This window comes from Microbacterium sp. F2E (assembly GCF_020905435.1).
Lineage (GTDB): Bacteria > Actinomycetota > Actinomycetes > Actinomycetales > Microbacteriaceae > Microbacterium > Microbacterium lacticum.
Genome location: NZ_JAJJIB010000007.1, coordinates 17,922 through 34,684 on the forward strand (window position 1 = coordinate 17,922; position 16,763 = coordinate 34,684).

The 16,763-nt window shown below is 71.9% G+C and carries 14 protein-coding genes and 1 tRNA gene; 13 read left to right on the forward strand and 2 right to left on the reverse strand.

Going from position 1 to position 16,763, the window contains the following annotated elements:
• Positions 1–62: 62 nt before the first annotated feature.
• Entirely contained in the window at positions 63–2,747 is a 2,685-nt protein-coding gene (locus LOK55_RS07045; RefSeq protein WP_229934812.1) for a phosphoenolpyruvate carboxylase, read from the reverse strand.
• Between the two features lie 121 nt (positions 2,748–2,868).
• Between LOK55_RS07045 and LOK55_RS07050 the strand changes: the two genes are divergently transcribed.
• The 4 genes from LOK55_RS07050 to LOK55_RS07065 all read left to right on the forward strand — a co-directional run bounded on the left by LOK55_RS07050 (position 2,869) and on the right by LOK55_RS07065 (position 6,850).
• The gene (locus LOK55_RS07050) at positions 2,869–4,062 is read left to right on the forward strand and encodes a Na+/H+ antiporter NhaA (RefSeq protein ID WP_229934896.1); all 1,194 of its coding nucleotides are present in this window, start codon (positions 2,869–2,871) and stop codon (positions 4,060–4,062) included.
• A gap of 116 nt (positions 4,063–4,178) precedes the next feature.
• Positions 4,179–4,820, forward strand: coding sequence for a MazG family protein (locus LOK55_RS07055; protein ID WP_229661473.1), 642 nt, complete (start codon positions 4,179–4,181; stop codon positions 4,818–4,820).
• Between the two features lie 228 nt (positions 4,821–5,048).
• Positions 5,049–6,317 (forward strand): histidine--tRNA ligase, encoded by a 1,269-nt coding sequence (gene hisS, locus LOK55_RS07060; RefSeq protein WP_229934897.1) that lies wholly within the window; start codon positions 5,049–5,051, stop codon positions 6,315–6,317.
• A 98-nt stretch (positions 6,318–6,415) separates the two neighbouring features.
• Complete coding sequence (locus LOK55_RS07065) at positions 6,416–6,850, forward strand: YdeI/OmpD-associated family protein (protein ID WP_229934813.1); 435 nt, start codon at positions 6,416–6,418, stop codon at positions 6,848–6,850.
• Between the two features lie 46 nt (positions 6,851–6,896).
• On the opposite strand, the gene LOK55_RS07070 is transcribed toward LOK55_RS07065, so the two are convergent.
• Positions 6,897–7,283: a DUF4442 domain-containing protein gene (locus tag LOK55_RS07070; protein ID WP_229934814.1), complete on the reverse strand. Its 387-nt coding sequence runs from the start codon at positions 7,281–7,283 to the stop codon at positions 6,897–6,899.
• On the opposite strand from LOK55_RS07070, the gene LOK55_RS07075 reads away from it, so the two are divergent.
• From LOK55_RS07075 to LOK55_RS07115, 9 genes are all read left to right on the forward strand, one after another.
• A complete protein-coding gene (locus LOK55_RS07075; RefSeq protein ID WP_229934815.1) occupies positions 7,267–7,896 on the forward strand; it encodes a hypothetical protein in 630 nt (209 codons plus the stop codon). The genes LOK55_RS07070 and LOK55_RS07075 overlap by 17 nt on opposite strands.
• Positions 7,897–7,971: 75 nt before the next feature.
• Positions 7,972–8,640, forward strand: a complete 669-nt coding sequence (locus LOK55_RS07080) for an O-methyltransferase (RefSeq protein WP_196324988.1) — start codon at positions 7,972–7,974, stop codon at positions 8,638–8,640.
• A gap of 201 nt (positions 8,641–8,841) precedes the next feature.
• The gene (gene eno, locus LOK55_RS07085) at positions 8,842–10,122 is read left to right on the forward strand and encodes a phosphopyruvate hydratase (RefSeq protein ID WP_229934816.1); all 1,281 of its coding nucleotides are present in this window, start codon (positions 8,842–8,844) and stop codon (positions 10,120–10,122) included.
• A 35-nt stretch (positions 10,123–10,157) separates the two neighbouring features.
• Positions 10,158–10,682, forward strand: a complete 525-nt coding sequence (locus LOK55_RS07090; RefSeq protein ID WP_229661468.1) for a septum formation initiator family protein — start codon at positions 10,158–10,160, stop codon at positions 10,680–10,682.
• Positions 10,683–10,731: 49 nt separating this feature from the next.
• Positions 10,732–11,250, forward strand: coding sequence for a DUF501 domain-containing protein (locus LOK55_RS07095; protein WP_229934817.1), 519 nt, complete (start codon positions 10,732–10,734; stop codon positions 11,248–11,250).
• On the forward strand, positions 11,247–12,650 hold the full coding sequence (locus LOK55_RS07100) for a S8 family serine peptidase (protein WP_229934818.1): 1,404 nt from the start codon (positions 11,247–11,249) through the stop codon (positions 12,648–12,650). The genes LOK55_RS07095 and LOK55_RS07100 overlap by 4 nt, the downstream gene beginning before the upstream one ends.
• Positions 12,647–14,233 (forward strand): FAD-dependent oxidoreductase, encoded by a 1,587-nt coding sequence (locus LOK55_RS07105; RefSeq protein ID WP_229934819.1) that lies wholly within the window; start codon positions 12,647–12,649, stop codon positions 14,231–14,233. The genes LOK55_RS07100 and LOK55_RS07105 overlap by 4 nt, the downstream gene beginning before the upstream one ends.
• An 87-nt stretch (positions 14,234–14,320) precedes the next feature.
• Positions 14,321–14,393, forward strand: a tRNA-Leu gene (locus tag LOK55_RS07110).
• A gap of 233 nt (positions 14,394–14,626) precedes the next feature.
• Positions 14,627–16,744, forward strand: a complete 2,118-nt coding sequence (locus LOK55_RS07115) for a RecQ family ATP-dependent DNA helicase (RefSeq protein ID WP_229934820.1) — start codon at positions 14,627–14,629, stop codon at positions 16,742–16,744.
• Positions 16,745–16,763 lie beyond the last annotated feature (19 nt).

Genomic DNA, 16,763 nt, shown 5'->3' on the forward strand with positions numbered 1-16,763 from the left:
GTGACGTGCCACCAGACGCCAGCCCGACGCGCTACCGACGCCTGCCCCGCCCGACGCCGGCCTCACCCCGTGTTCTGGAGCCCCGCCGAGACGCCGGAGACCGACAGCAGCAGCAGCCGCTGCCACCCGGGCAGCTCCGCCTCGGACACCTCCCCGGTGCGGAGCGTGCGGAGCGCGCGCAACTGCAAGAGGGAGAGCGCGTCGACGTACGGGCTGCGCATCTTCACGGCGCGCTGGAGCACGGGCTTGTTCGCGAGCAGGTCGTCGCCGCCGGCGATCTCGACCACCCATCGCCGGGTGAGGGCCATCTCGTCGGCGGCGAGGTCGGCGAGGTCGGCGCGGTCGCCGAGGTCGAGGTAGCGGCGCGCGATGCGCTGATCGGCCTTCGCGAGGCTCATCCCGACGTTGTCGATCACGGTGCGGAAAAGGGGCCACTCGTCGTAAGCGCGGCGCAGCAACTCGACGTCGCCGACCGCGTCGAGCGCGGTCCCCAGACCGAACCAGCCGGCGAGGTTGATGCGAGCCTGCGACCACGCGAACACCCACGGGATCGCCCGCAGGTCTTCGAGCGACTCGACCGACAGGCCGCGCCGAGCGGGCCGCGAGCCGAGGGCGAGCATCCCGATCTCCTCCATCGGCGTCACTGTCGCGAACCACGGCGCGAAGCCGTCGGCCTTCACGAGCGAGAAGAACCGCTCGCGAGAGGCGCGGTCCATCGTCGCCGCGACGTCGGCGTACCGGTCCGCGGCCTCGCGGTTGTGCTGCTCGATCGAGGGCGCCGAGGCCAGCAGCACGGCCGCCGCGACCTGGTCGATGTGACGCATCGCGATGTTCGGGTCGCCGTAGCGCGCGAAGATCACCTCGCCCTGCTCGGTCAGCTTGAACCGCCCGTCGACCGAGTGCGGCGGTTGCGCGAGGATCGCCGAGTTCGCGGGGCCGCCGCCGCGACCGAGGGCGCCGCCGCGACCGTGGAAGAGGGTGAGCTGGATGCCTTCGTCCTGCGCCCACGCGGCGATGAGGGCCTGCGCCTCGTAGAGCGCCAGATTGGCCGCGACAGGACCGACGTCCTTCGACGAGTCGGAGTAGCCCAGCATGACCTCGAGGCGGCGGCCCGTGGCATCCAGCCGTTTCGCGAATTCGGGATGCTGAATGATCTCGGCCATGATCTCCGGCGCGGCCTGCAGGTCGGCGAAGGTCTCGAAGAGCGGGATCACATCGAGCACCGGGGGAGTGCCGCCGGGGCCCGCGGCGAAGCGGGCGAGCTCGTGCACGGTGGCGAGGTCGTGCGCCGACTGGGTGAACGAGACGATGTACCGGCCCGCCGCGCCGGGGCCGTAGCGGTGCTGGATCTGGGCGATGGCGCGGAACACGTCGAGCACCTCTTCGGCCTGCGTGCTGAGAGCCGCCCCCTCGTCGCGCGCGGCGACGCACTCGGCGAGCACCTTCGCGTGCACGGCCGAGTGCTGGCGCACCTCGAGCTCGGCGAGGTGGAACCCGAAGGTCTCGACCTGCCAGATGAGCTGCTGCAGGTGGCCGTAGGCTTGCCGGGGTGCGCCGGCCGCCACGAGCGAATCCTGCACGATGCGGAGGTCGGCCAGCAGGTGCGCGGGGTCGCGGTAGGCGAGGTCGGCGTCGCGGCGGCGGGTCGCGGTGATGCGCCGGGTGATGAGCAGCATGACGCGCTTGTGCGGCTCGACTTTGGCGCGCTTGGCGGCGTCTGCGGCACCGTCCTCATCGGCCGAGGACAGGCGCTGCAGGAGCGCGTCGAGCTCGGCGGCGGGCGGAGTCGTCTCGGCCGAGAGCGTGAGGGTCTTCGTGATGCGGTTCGCGGAGTTCTCGAGGCCGAGCAGGATGTGCTCCGACGCGATGCCGGCGGCCTTCTTCGTGATCGACGCGGTGACGAACGGGTTGCCGTCGCGGTCGCCGCCGACCCAGGTGCCCAGGCGCACGAAGGGGCGGACGATCGGCGCGCGGCCGCCCGCGGCGGGGCCCTGCAGGGCGTCGTCGACCCGCCGGTAGACGTGCGGCACGGCGGTGTAGAGGGTCTCGTCGAAGACAGCCATGATGGCGCGCACCTCGTCGACGGGCGTCGGCTTCTCGGCGCGCAGCGGCGCGGTGCGCCAGAGGGTGTCGATCTCTTCGAGCATGCGGCGCTGGGCGCGCCGCTCGTCGGCACCGCCGCGCAGCGACGCGTCGTACTCTCCGAGCAGGGTGACCAGGCGACGGATGCTGTTGGACACGGCGCGGCGCCGCGCCTCGGTCGGGTGCGCAGTGAAGACGGGGTGGAAGCGCAGGGCCTGCAGACGCTGCAGCGCGGTGTCGTCGCCGACCTCGGCGGCCAGGCGCACGAAGGCGGCGGCGACCGAGTCGGCGGCATCCTCCTTCTCGGGCCGGCCGTCGCGCTCGCGCAGCACCCGCACCCGCTGGTGCTCTTCGGCGAGATTCACGAGGTGGAAGTAGACCGTGAAGGCGCGGGCGACCTCGTCGGCGCGCTCGATCGAGAACGAGTCCGCGATCGCGGCGGCCCGCTCGAAGGCCTCGGGCGACTCGTCGGTGTAGGCGGCGATGGTCGCGAGGCGCAGACGTTCGACGTCGTCGTAGAGGCCGGGCGAGCCGCTTTCGCGCAGCACCCGCCCGAGGAGCGCCCCGAGCATGCGCACGTCGGCGCGCATCTTCTCGGGCAGCTCCTGCTCGGCTTCGCCACGGCCGACGAGGTCGATGGCTTCGGTGCGAGTGAGTTCGTGCATCCCCCCACGCTAATGGCCCGGTGTTTCCGTCGTGTCACGCGGTAGGATCGGCGGAGGTGTGCCGGGAAGTCTGGTCGGCGGCGGGATCCCCGTCTCGTCCGACCCGACCCGTGAGGATTCCATGCCCCTGCTGCACTCCGCCGCCCTGCTCCGCTCCCGCGAGCTGCTCCGCTCCGCCCGCGTTCCCGCGATCATGCTGCTCGCGGCTGCGGCCCTCGGCCTCATCGCGGCCAACAGCCCCGCCGGGCCGGCGCTCGGCGCGTTCCTGCACACGGAGATCGCGATCCCCGGGGTATTCGAGCTGAGCGTCGAGCATGTCATCAAGGACGGTCTGCTCGCCGTCTTCTTCTTCGTCGTCGCGGTCGAGCTGCAGTTCGAACTCACCTCGGGCGATCTGAACTCCGCGCGGAAGGCCATCCAGCCCGCGATCGCGGCCGCGGGCGGCGTGCTCGTGCCGATCGCGATCTATCTGGCGCTCGCCTGGGGCACGCCGAGTGCCGGGGGATGGCCCGTGCCGACGGCGACCGACATCGCGTTCGCGCTCGGCGTGCTCGCGGTGTTCGGCAAGGGGCTGCCCTCGGCGCTCCGCGTCTTCCTGCTGGCGCTGGCGATCCTCGACGACATCGTCGGGATCGTCTTCATCGCGGTGCTGTTCACGACCGGGGTCAATGTCGGCATGCTCGCCGCGGCGGGCGTCGGGGTGGTGGTCTTCGGCATCCTGAGCCGGCAGCTCGACTCGCGGCACCGCACGGCGATCGCGGGCGTCATGGTCATCGTCGCCCTGCTCACCTGGGGATTCGTCTACGTGTCGGGAGTGCACGCGACCATCGCGGGCGTCGCCCTCGGGCTCGCGATGTCGCAGCACCCGGCGCTCCGCGTGCGGCACGCGCTCGAGCCGTGGGTGAACGGGCTCATCCTGCCGCTGTTCGCGTTCACGGCGTCGCTCGTGGTGATCCCGGCGGTGACCCCGGCGCAGCTGCAGCCGGCGTTCTGGGGCGTGGCGATCGCGCTGCCGGTGGGCAAGGTCCTCGGCATCTCGGTGTTCGGCTGGTTCTCGCAGCGGGTCGGTCGCGGCCGGGCTGCCGAACCGCCCCTGCCGTTCGCTGATCTGCTCGCCGCCGGCGCTCTCGGCGGCATCGGATTCACGGTCTCGCTGCTGCTGTCGGACCTCGCCTTCGCCGGTGACGCGCTGCTGCGCGACGAGGCGGTGCTGGGCGTGCTGACCGGGTCGCTCATCTCGATCGCGCTCGCCGCCGTCCTGGTCTCGGCGCGGGCGCGGCACTATCGTCGGATGGTGCGAAGCGAGGACGTATGACGACGTCGGATGCCCCGGAGCCCGGCCGTTCCGGCGGCGCCGGGCCGACCGGCGCCGCCGGCGCTGGCCCCGCCGCGTCGTCCGGGGGAGACCCACTGCGGGAGGCGGCGGAGACGATGCGCGCGGTGCGCGAGCGGTGTGTCTGGTCGCAGCAGATCACGCACGACGACCTCGTGCCGTACCTCGTCGAGGAGTCGGCCGAGCTCATCGACGCCGTCGAGCAGGGTTCGCGCGCCGACCTCCGCGAGGAGCTCGGCGATCTGCTCTGGCAGGTGCTGTTCCATGCCGCGGTCGCCGCGGAGGACCCCGACGACCCGTTCACGATCGATGACGTGGCATCCGGCCTGGTCGAGAAGATGGTGCGGCGACACCCGCACGTGTTCGCCGGCGCCGTGGCGCGGACGCCCGAGGAAGTGCTCGTGCACTGGCACGCCGCCAAAGCCGCGGAGAAGCGCGAGCGCCGCTCGGTGCTCGACGGCGTCTCGCCGCACATGCCCTCGCTCGCGCTGGCCCAGAAGCTCCTCGGCCGCGCCGCGCAGGTCGGCGTCGGGGCGCCCGCGCCGGAGGTCGCGCCCGCCGCGGCGGTCACGCGTCCCCCGGAGTCGGAGGCGGAGCTGGGCGCGTCGCTGCTCGGGCTCGTCGCGCTCGCGCGCGAGCGCGGGTGGGACGCCGATCGCGCCCTCCGCGGCACGATCCGCGCCCTCGAAGCGGACGTGCGCGCCGCCGAAGGCGACGTGCGGGCCGCCGAAGGCGCGTAACCGGGGGTCCGCGCCGCCCGGTCCCACCACCCGTGCGTTCACAACGTCGGAGTTTCGGGCCGCGAACGCCCCGACGGGCCCTATTCCCGCCACGGCGCGCAGATTCTCCGACGTTGTGAACACGGCGCCCCCGAGACCGCCGCCGGACACCTCTCCCGTCGCCCCACATCGGCGCCGATCCCGACCTGGAATACTGGATCGGTGCCCTCCGTGAACCCGCCGCGCGGCATGCGCGACCTCCTCCCCGCCGACAAGGCCCGTCGCGAGCGCGTGCTCGCCACGATCCGCGAGCGCTACCGTGCGCACGGTTTCGACGAGATCGAGACCCCCGTCATGGAGGATTACGCGCGACTGCACGCCGGGATCGGCGGCGACAACGAGAAGCTCTCCTTCAGTGTGCTCAAGCGCGGGCTGGATGCCGAGGCCATCGCCGCGGCGGCCGATGACCCCGCCCGGCTCGCCGACCTCGGGCTGCGCTACGACCTGACGGTGCCGCTCGCGCGCTTCTACGCGTCGCATCGGGCCGAGCTGCCGACGGTGTTCCGTTCGATCCAGGTCGCACCGGTCTGGCGGGCGGAGCGCCCGCAGAAGGGGCGCTACCGGCAGTTCGTGCAGTGCGACATTGACATCATCGGCGACCCGTCGGCGCGTGCCGAGGCGGAGCTGCTCGCCGCGACGCTCGACGCCGTCGACGCGCTCGGCCTCGAAGGAGCGGTGGTGCGCATCAACGACCGGCGCCTCCTCGACTGGATGCTCGGGCACTTCGGCTTCAGCGCCGACGAGCGCCCGGGCGTGCTGATCACGATCGACAAGCTCGACAAGATCGGCGTTGACGGTGTCGTCGCCGAGCTCCGCGAGCGCGGCGTGACGCCCACCGCTGTCGACGCGTTCGACGCCTTCCTGCACCGTCCGCAGACCCTCGAACTCCGCGCCTTCGGCGAGGGCTCGATCCGCAAGGCGCTGCCCGAGGACGCCCCCGATGATGTCGTCGCCGACCTCGTCGCGCTCGGCGACGCCGTCGGCCGCGCCCGAGGCATCCCTGCGCCGTACTTCACGCTGCCCGTGCAGTTCGACCCGTTCCTCGTGCGCGGCATGGGGTATTACACCGGCACGATCTTCGAGCTCGCGCACCCGAGCGTCGACTACTCGCTCGGCGGCGGTGGGCGCTACGACGGCATGATCGGGCGGTTCCTCGGCCAGGACGTGCCCGCGGTCGGCTTCTCGATCGGTTTCGAGCGGATCGTCGACCTGCTGGATGCCGAGGCGGATGCCGCGGCCGAGGCGATCGTCCTCGTGCACGACCGCGACCTGCCGCCCGCCGACCTCGTGAGCCTGAAAGCGGCGCTCGTCGCGCAGGGGACGCGGGTGCGACTCGAGCAGCGGACGAGGAACCTCAAGGCGCTGCTCGAACGCGCCGCCGCCGACGGATACACCTCCTTCGCGACGGTCACGGCAGGTCAGACCGCCGCAGACCTCGAGGTCAAGCCGCTCAGCTGAACCGCGCCCTGAACGGCGCCCTCGTGCCCGTGCCCGTGCCGGAGCATCGCGCGCGAGAACCTCGTGCGCGCCGCGCCCGCGTGGGGCAGAATGCGGCCATGACTCTGCACGTGCACACCACCCTCGCCGCGCACGGCCCCGCGACGGCCATCGAACTCACCGATGAACAGGTCGAGGAGCTGGGCGGGGGGAAGCGCGCCGCCGTGCGCGTGCGGATCGGCGACCGCGAGGCACGACTGCGTCTGGGTGTCATGGGCGGAAGGAACCTCGTGGGGCTCTCCAAAGCAGCGCGCACCGAACTCGGCGTCGAGATCGGTGACACCGTCGACGCGACGATCGATCTCGACGGCGATGATCGCGTCACCGAGGTGCCCGCCGTCCTGGCAGCAGCCCTCGACGCCGCAGATGTTCGCGATGCCTTCGATGCGCTCGCGCCGTCCCGCCGCAAGGAGATCGTGCGCGGGGTCGTCGAGGCGAAGAAGTCGGAGACGCGCGAGCGCCGCATCCCGGCCGCCGTCGACGGTCTCACCTGACCGCCGACGGTGTCGGGGGCCCCGGCCGGCAGGCCAGTGACCCGGGCTACGCGCCCGCGCTCGTGACGCGCTTCTTCTCGCGGACGTAGACCTCGCGCCGCACCCGCGCGACGACCTCGCCTCCGGCATCCGTGATCTCGGTCTCGAACCACTCGAGCACCTTGGCTCCGCCGCGGGCGCGCGCGCGGATCGACTCGGCCGCCTCGCGCGGCACGTGGAAGTGCGCGGTCAGCACTCCGCGCCCCGGCGTGAGGAACTCGATCTCGCCGCGCGTGTCCCAGACGACGTAGTCGCGGCCGAGCTGATGCATCACGAGCATGAAGAAGTACGGATCGGTCATCGCCGACATCGAGCCGCCGAACGCGGTCCCGACGTAGTTGCGGGTGATCGCGTTGACGTGCAGTTCGGCCGCGCTGATGGCCGTGCTGAGCACCGGCACCGTCCTCGGGCAGGTCGGGCTGGGCTCGGCGCAGGACGCGCCCTCCATCGCCCTCCCGGTGCTGGTCGCGCTCGCCGCGGCGATCGTCGCCGGCGTGGCCGGCTGGATGCTGCAGCCCCATCAGCCGTACCGGCCGACGCTCGTCGCCGGGAAGGATGTTCACCTGGCCGCGGGGGAGCGGGCCGTCTGGCTCCAGCGCGTGCAGCTCGCCCGGGGCGGCGCGATCACCCTCGGCGTGGCGCTCGTCCTTCTCCTGGCGACGACCCTCGTGACCGGCTTCGCCGGTGCTCCCGCCGGCGTCCTCGCGATCACCATCGCCGTCACGCTGGTGCTGGCGCTCCTGGTCGCCACCACCGTGGCCTTCCACGTCCGCGTCGACGAGACGGGTCTCACGGTCAACTCCGTGGTCGGGATCCCGCGCGTGCACGTTCCGCTCTCCGACATCGACCGCGTCGAGGCGGTGCAGGTCAACCCGATGGGCGAGTTCGGCGGATGGGGGTTGCGCTGGGCTCCCGGTGGCGGGTTCGGCGTCGTGCTGCGGTCACGCGCCTCGCCGAGCCGCCACGCCACGGCCGAGCCGCCGCGCCCCGGACAGTCCACGGCGTAGCGGCTCGCACGGGGCGTAGCGGCTCGCGGGTCGGGTCGGTTGACGCGGTGAGGAGGGGCGGGGTTGGGTGGGGGGATGAGGGAAGTGACCCCCGAGGGGGCGCGGGCGGTGGATCGGTATCTCGTCGAGACGCTGATCGGGGCGGATGCGGCGCTGGATGTCGCGGTCGCGGACCAGCGCGCGGCAGGACTGCCCGACATCGAGGTCGCGCCCACGGGCGGCAAGCTGCTGCACCTGCTCGCCCGTGCGATCGGGGCGCGGCGGGTGCTCGAGATCGGCACCCTCGGCGGCTACTCGACCATCTGGCTCGCCCGCGCCCTGCCGACCGGCGGCCGCGTCGTCACGATCGAGGCCGAGCCGCGCAACGCCGACATCGCCCGCGCGAGCATCGACCGCGCCGGCATCGGCGACAGGGTCGAGATCCGCGTCGGCCGCGCCGCGGACGTCCTGCCCGACCTCGCCGGCGACGAGCCGTTCGACTTCGTCTTCATCGACGCCGACAAGGAGTCGAACACCGTCTACCTCGACTGGGCGGCGCGGCTCGGGCGCCCGGGCGCACTCGTCATCGTGGACAACGTCGTGCGTTCCGGACGCGTCGCCGACCCCGCCGATGACAGCGCGCAGGTCGCGGGCGTCCGTGCCGGACTCGCGATGCTCGCCGACGATCCGCGGTTCGAGGCGACGGCCCTGCAGACCCTGGATGCCAAGGGCTGGGACGGCATCGCCCTCGCTGTCCTCGTCTGACCTTGATCCGCCGTCCTCGCGGGACGCGCATCCGCCGTCCTCGCGGGACGCGCACCGGCCTTCCGCGCGAGACGCGGATCCGCGTCCTCGTGTGACCTTAGATCCGGGGGAGGGGCCTGTGGCCGCGGCATCCAGGTCACTATGCTCGAAGACGGACCGACGACGCTCCGAGATTCATCCTCCACAAGCAAGGAGTCCCCTGTGGCACTGATCGAGGCTGTAGGCGCACGCGAGATCCTGGATTCGCGTGGCAACCCGACTGTCGAAGTGGAGGTGCTCCTCGACGACGGCATCGTCCAGCGGGCGGCCGTCCCCTCCGGCGCATCCACCGGCGCGTTCGAAGCGTACGAGCTGCGCGACGGCGACAAGAGCCGGTACGGCGGCAAGGGCGTGCTGAAGGCCGTGGCCGCCGTCATCGACGAGCTCGGCCCGGCGATCGAGGGCGTGGATGCCAGTGAGCAGCGCGTCATCGATGAGATCCTCATCGCCACCGACGGCACCGAGAACAAGTCGCGCACCGGCGCGAACGCCATCCTCGGCGTCTCGCTCGCGGTCGCGAAGGCGGCTGCCGACGCGGCCGACCTGCCCCTGTTCCGCTACGTCGGCGGGCCGAACGCGCACGTGCTTCCCGTGCCGCTGTTCAACGTGATCAACGGCGGCGAGCACGCCGACAACGGCATCGACTTCCAGGAGTTCTTCCTCGCGCCCTACGGTGCCGAGACGTTCTCCGAGGCGCTGCGCTGGGGCACCGAGATCTACCACGTGCTCAAGAGCGAGCTGAAGGCCGCCGGCTACGCGACGGGCCTCGGCGACGAGGGCGGGTTCGCGCCCGACCTGCCGAGCAACCGCGCCGGACTCGAGTTCCTCATCGACGCGATCTCGAAGGCCGGCTTCACCCCCGGCAAGGACGTCGGTGTCGGTCTCGACGTCGCGGCGAGCGAGTTCTACAACGACGGCGTCTACCACATGGACGGCAAGGATTGGACGCCCGACCAGCTCATCGACTACTACGCCGACCTCGTCGACTCGTTCCCCGTCGTGACGATCGAAGACGCGCTCGACGAAGAGGACTGGGAAAACTGGCAGAAGCTCACCGAGCGCCTCGGCAGCAAGGTGCAGCTCGTCGGCGACGACCTGTTCGTGACCAACCCGGAGCGCCTCGCGAAGGGCATCGACCTCGGCGTCGCGAACTCGCTGCTCGTCAAGGTCAACCAGATCGGCACGCTGTCCGAGACCCTTGACGCCGTCGACCTCGCGCACCGCTCGGGCTACACGACGATGTTCTCGCACCGTTCGGGCGAGACCGAGGACACCACGATCGCCGACCTCGTCGTCGCGGTGAACTCGGGCCAGATCAAGAGCGGCGCGCCCGCTCGGTCGGAGCGCGTCGCGAAGTACAATCAGCTTCTGCGCATCGAAGAAGAACTGGGCGATGCGACGACCTTCGCCGGTCGCGCCGCCTTCCGCCGCTACAAGGGCTGATGCGCCGCTGAGACGCTGAGACGAGAGGGGGAGCCGTGAGAAGACCTGCGGCTCCCCCTTCTCGTACCCCGAACTCGCAGATCACGGATGCCTCGCGCGAGCGCCGCGCCGTCGACGTGCGCGAGTGGGCCGGAGGCATCCGGTTCTCGGCCTTCACGGCGATCATGCTGGGCCTCGTCGTGCTCGCGGTGTTCGTGCTCGTGCCGACCGTGGGCACCTACCTGTCGCAGCAGCAGCAGATCACGGCACTGGAGCATTCGGTGCAGCTGACGACCGACGAGGTCGCCGCTCTCGAGCAGCAGAAGCAGCGCTGGGCCGACCCCGCCTACGTCACCTCGCAGGCCCGTGCGCGGCTGTACTACATGCTGCCCGGCGAGGTCGTCTACCTCGTCGACGACGACCTGCCGCCCGCCTCCATCCCGCTCGACCAGCAGCCCGTCAGCGACGACGTGCAGGAGACCCGGTCGGACTGGATGGCGCAGCTCGTGCGCTCGGTGACCGCAGCCGGGCTCACCCAGACCGCGGTCGCGCCGGACGGCACCGGCGGCACCGCACCCTGACCCCGCGCCCGATCAGCGGTTCGTCAGGCCGTCCCGCTACCCTGGACGGATGCCCCACCCCACGCTCAGCCCCGCGACCGACGCCGATCTCGAGGTCATGCGCGCGCAGCTCGGCCGCCCGATGCGCGGCGTCGTGGGGGTCGCCGCGCGGTGCGTGTGCGGCAATCCGACGGTCGTCGCCACGGAGCCGCGCCTGCCCGACGGCACGCCCTTCCCGACCTTCTACTATCTGACCCACCCCGGCGCCACCGCCGCCATGTCGGCGCTCGAGGCGGGACAGGTCATGCGCGAGTTCAGCGACCTGCTCGACGAGGATGCTGAGGTCGCGAGCGCCTACCGCGCCGCGCACGAGGCGTACCTGTCCGACCGAGAGGTCTACGGCGACGTGGCCGAGATCGAGGGCATCTCCGCCGGCGGCATGCCGACGCGGGTGAAGTGCCTGCACGCCCTCGCCGGGCACGCCCTCGCGGCCGGCCCGGGCGTCAACCCGATCGGCGACCTCGCGCTCGCGCGCGGTGACTGGTCGCCGCTGCGCTGCACGTGTGCGGAGCCTCGGGAGACCCAGTGAACGCCCGGCGAGCGGGGCGGGTCGCGGTCAGCGCCGCGGCGATCGCGATGACGGTCGCGCTCGGCGGTGCGAGCATCGCCCCGGCCGTTGACGAGGCGCCGCCGGGTGCGACCGCACCCGTTGCGGCGCCGGTCCCGTCACCCGGGGTCCCGTCTCCCAGAGTGTCGTCGCCGGGGGTGGGCGCCGGCGCGGAAGACCCTGCGCGTGCCGCGGAGTACTGGCTCGACGAGTACGGCATCCGCACCGCGTGGCAGACGACGCGCGGCAAGGGATCGACGATCGCGATCATTGACACGGGCATCGGGCGCTCCCCGGTCGAGTTCGCCGGGGCCGTCGCCGGCGGCGCCGACTTCTCCGGCGTCGGCGCGTCCGACGGGCGCATGCCGGTCGGCGCGGTCGACGCGAACCACGGCAGCTGGGTCGCCTCGCTCGCGGCGTCCCGGGGCACGGGCGCCGGAACCGGCATGATCGGCGTGGCGCCCGAGGCGCAGCTGCTGTCGATCTCGATCGGCTTCGGAGTGTCGTCGTCGGTGCCGTTCGTGCAGCAGGTGGCCGACGCGATGCGGTGGGCGGTCGACCACGACGCCGACATCATCAACCTGTCGTTCACCACCAACACGCTCTCCTGGGATCCGCTGTGGGACGACGCCTTCCAGTACGCGTTCGACCACGATGTCGTGGTCATCGTCGCGGCGGGCAACAAGGGGAGCGGCACCGACGAGGTCGGAGCGCCGGCGACGATCCCGGGCGTGCTCACCGTGGGCGGAGTCAACCGTGCCGGCGCGGCGAGCGAAGAGGCATCCACGCAGGGCATCACCATCGGGATCTCGGCTCCCAGCGAGGAGCTGCTGGGTGTGTCGGCCGACGGTCAGCTGGTCGTCCGGAACGGCACGAGCGGTGCGGCGCCGATCGTCGCGGGGATCGCCGCGCTCGTGCGTTCCGCGCACCCCGAGCTCGACGCCGACAACGTCATCAACCGCATCATCCGCACGGCGAAGCCCGCGGCGGGTGCGACGCGGACGCCCGATCCGAACTACGGCTACGGACTGGTGGATGCCGCAGCGGCGGTGACGGCAAACGTGGCATCCGTGTCGTCGAGTCCGCTCGGCATGACCCTCACGGAATGGGTGCGCCTGTACCGCCGCGCCGACGTCGCCCCGGCGCCGCAGCCGACGGCGACGGCGAGCGTGCCCGACCTGCCCGCGGCCGATCGCGCCGACGTGCGTTCGCCGCTGCTGCCGAACGCCGACAGCCTGCGCTACGGCACCGTGCCGCTCATGGCCGGGACCTTGGCGGCTATACTGGTGGCGCTCGGTGTCACTGCTGCTGCCCGGCGCATCAGATCGGAGCGCGCACCTCGTACTCCGAGTCGCCCATCCAAGGAGTACTTCCACCTGTGACTCACACAGCGTCCAGCACTGCCGATCGCGCGGTCGGCGCCACGGTTCCCAAGATCCTCGTCGTCGGCGGTGGCTACGCCGGTTTCTACACCGCATGGAAGCTCGAGAAGCACCTGCGCAAGGGCGAGGCAGAGGTCACGATCGTCGACCCGCTGCCCTACATGACGTATCAGCCGTTCCTTCCCGAGGTCGCCGCCGGTGAGATCGAGGCGCGCCACGCGGTCGTGGGGTTGCGTCGTCACCTGAAGAAGACGCGCGTGATCACGGCGAAGGTCACGGGCATCGACCACGCCCACCGCACCGCGACCATCACGCCGCAGGTCGGCGAGCCGTGGCAGGAGAGCTACGACCAGATCGTCGTGACCGCCGGTGCCGTCTCGCGCACGTTCCCGATCCCCGGCATCGCCGACAACGCCATCGGGCTGAAGACGATCGAAGAGGCCGTCGCGATCCGCGACCGCATCCTGTCGAACTTCGACCGTGCGGCGAACCTGCCCGCCGGTCCCGAGCGCGACCGACTGCTGACCGTCGTGGTCGTCGGTGGCGGCTTCGCCGGCATCGAGGTGTTCGCCGAGATGCGCGCCCTGGCATCCTCGCTGCTGAAGAACTACCCGCAGCTGCGCTTCGAGGACACGCACTTCCACCTGATCGAGGCGATGAGCCGGATCATGCCCGAGGTGTCGCTGAAGACGAGCGAGTGGGTGCTGAAGGACCTCGCCAAGCGGGGCGCGAACGTGCACCTCGACACGCAGGTGACCGGCGCCATCGACGGCAACGTCGAGCTCTCGACCGGCGAGGTCATCCCGACCGACCTGATCGTGTGGACCGCCGGCGTCATGGCGAACCCGACCGTCGTGCGCGGGGGAGACCTGCCCGTCGAGGAGCGCGGCCGCATCCGCACCCGCGCCGACCTGCGGGTCGGTTCCGAAGAAGAGGCCGTGGCGGATGCCTGGGCCGCGGGCGACGTCGCCGCCGTTCCCGACCTCACCGGCAAGGGCGTCGGCGGGTACTGCGTGCCGAACGCGCAGCACGCCGTCCGCCAGGCGAAGCTGCTCGCGAAGAACATCGTCGCCGACCTGCGGGGCGAGCTGCCGCACCAGTACATCCACCACAACCAGGGCGCCGTCGCGGGTCTGGGGCTGTACAAGGGTGTGTTCCAGTCGGGCAAGATCGCGCTCAAGGGCTTTATCGCCTGGTGCGCGCACCGCGGCTACCACGGCCTGGCGATGCCGTCGTGGGAGCGCAAGTGGCGCGTGATCGGCGACTGGTGGCACAACTTCTGGCTGCACCGCGACAACGTGTCGCTGGAGGCCGTGCAGAACCCTCGCCGCGTCTTCCAGGAGTTCGCGGCGCGCCCGCGTCCGGCCGCGCCCGAGGCGGCGCCTGCCGCGCCGGTTGCCGCGGCGCCGGCTGCTGCGTCGCCGGCGATCGACCCGAAGTCGGTCGTGGGCGAGAACGCTCCCGTCGCCGGCGAGAAGGCGGATGACGCCGCTCCCGTCGAGACCGAGACCCCCGCGAAGAAGGCTCCGGCGAAGAAGGTGCCTGCGAAGAAGGCTCCGGCCAAGGCGAAGTCGCAGGCCTGACCGACCCGCCACCCTCGTGCGTTCGATGAGCCCCCGTCCTGTCGCAGGATGGGGGCTCATCGCATCGGCGCACTAGCCTGGACGCGGGCCCCCGTAGCCCAATGGCAGAGGCAGGCGACTTAAAATCGCTTCAGTCTGGGTTCGAGTCCCAGCGGGGGCACGTCCGTTCCGTTGGGTGGAACAGTCCCGTCGCGGACCGGGTAGATCGGCGCTTATCGTGCACCCACGACGGTCTGCCTCCTCGTAGCGAAAGGACACCACGTCGATCGGCGAGCGTCACTTCCTCGACTTCTTGAAGAATACGGGTGGCCCGAGGGGTTGGTACCTCGACCCGCAGTGAGTGCTCCCCGCGCGGGGGCATCCATGTCGGTGGCGCAGAGCAGACTGGATGCCATGGCCACAACGACCTCGACGCGATCCGATGCCCTCGACGTCCTGCGCACGCTGGTCGGGCGCGACGACGCCCGCTTCCACGACGGCCAGTTCGAGGCGATCGACGCCCTCGTCGCCGATCACAGGCGCGCGCTCGTCGTGCAGCGCACCGGGTGGGGCAAGTCGGCGGTGTACTTCGTCGCGACACTGCTGTTGCGTCGCCGAGGAGCCGGACCGACGGTGCTCGTCTCGCCGCTGCTGGCTCTCATGCGCGATCAGATCGCGGCGGCAGAGCGCGCCGGCGTCCGCGCCGTGGCGATCAACTCCACCAACCCGCACGAATGGCGGGACGTCATCGACGCCCTCGACCGCGACGAGGTCGACGTGCTGCTCGTCTCACCCGAACGCCTCAACAACCCCTCCTTCCGCGACGAGCAGCTGCCGCAGCTCGTCTCCCGCATCGGGCTGCTGGTGGTCGATGAAGCGCACTGCATCAGCGATTGGGGCCACGATTTCCGCCCGGACTATCGGCGCCTCCGCGATCTCATCGCGCGCATCCCCGCTGGCGTTCCGGTGCTCGCCACCACGGCGACCGCCAACAGCCGCGTCGTCGCCGACGTCGCCGAGCAGCTCGACGCGCAAGGCCCCGCGGGAGAGAGCGCCGAGGTGCTCGTCATCCGCGGACCCCTCGCGCGCAGCTCGCTACGCCTCGGCGTGCTGAAGCTGCCCACCGCCCACGCCCGCCTCGCGTGGCTGCTCACCCACCTCGGCGACCTGGCCGGGTCCGGCATCATCTACACCCTCACCGTCGCCGCCGCGAACGACACCGCGCGCCTCCTCCGTGAGCGCGGGTACGACGTGCGCGCCTACACGGGGCAGACCGACGCCGACGAGCGCGAGGAGTCCGAATCGCTCCTGAAGGACAACCGCGTCAAGGCCCTCGTCGCCACGAGCGCGCTCGGCATGGGCTTCGACAAGCCCGACCTCGGCTTCGTCGTGCACCTCGGCGCACCGTCGTCCCCGGTGGCCTACTACCAGCAGGTCGGTCGCGCGGGGCGCGCCACCGCGTCTGCCGACGTGCTCCTGCTGCCGGGCGACGAGGACCGTGAGATCTGGCACTACTTCGCCACCGCCTCGATGCCCGACCGCGCCCGCGCCGATCGCGTGCTCGCCGCGCTCTCGGCCGCCCCGTCGCCGATGTCCACCGCCGCCCTCGAGGCGGTCGTCGACATCCGCCGCACGCCGCTCGAGCTGCTGCTGAAGGTGCTCGACGTCGACGGTGCGGTCGACCGCGTGCAAGGCGGCTGGCGCGCGACCGGCGAGCCCTGGATGTACGACGAGCACCGCTACGCGAGCATCGCGGCCGAGCGCGTCGCCGAGCAGCAGCACATGCTCGACTACGAGCAGACGGATGCCTGCCGCATGGAGTTCCTCCAGCGCACCCTCGACGACGACACCGCCGTGCCGTGCGGGCGCTGCGACACCTGCGCGGGGGCGTGGTATCCCGCCGGGGTGACCGAGGATGCCACGCAGATCGCGGTCTCGGCGCTCGATCGCGTCGGGGTGTCGATCGAACCGCGCCGGCAGTGGCCGACGGGCGCCGACCGCCTCGGCGTGCCGGTGCGCGGTCGCATGGCCGCCGACGAGCAGTACACCGAGGGTCGCGCGCTCGCGCGCCTCACCGACCTCGGCTGGGGCGGGGTGCTGCGCGGCGTGTTCGCGGCGGGAGCGTCCGACGCGGCCGCGGCCCCGAACGTGCTCGCCGCCTGCGTCCGCGTGCTCGCCGACTGGGGGTGGGAGGAGCGCCCCGTCGCGGTGGTTGCGATGCCGTCGCGCTCCCGCCCGATGCTCGTCGACTCGCTCGCCCGCCATCTCGCCGACGTCGGTCGGCTGCCGCTCGTCGGCACGCTCGACCTCGTCGACGGCGGCTCGACGAACGGTCCGGGCGGCAACAGCGCCTTCCGGCTGGCGGGGGTGTGGGAGCGGGTCAGTGCGGCGCACCTCGACGTGCCGCCCGGTCCGGTCCTCCTCGTCGACGACCTCGTCGACAGCCGCTGGACGATCACCGCCGCCGCACGCGAGCTCCGCCGTGCCGGCGCGACCGCGGTGCTCCCGTTCGCGCTCGCCCTGCGCGGCTGACGCGGCGGCGCCCGGTCGG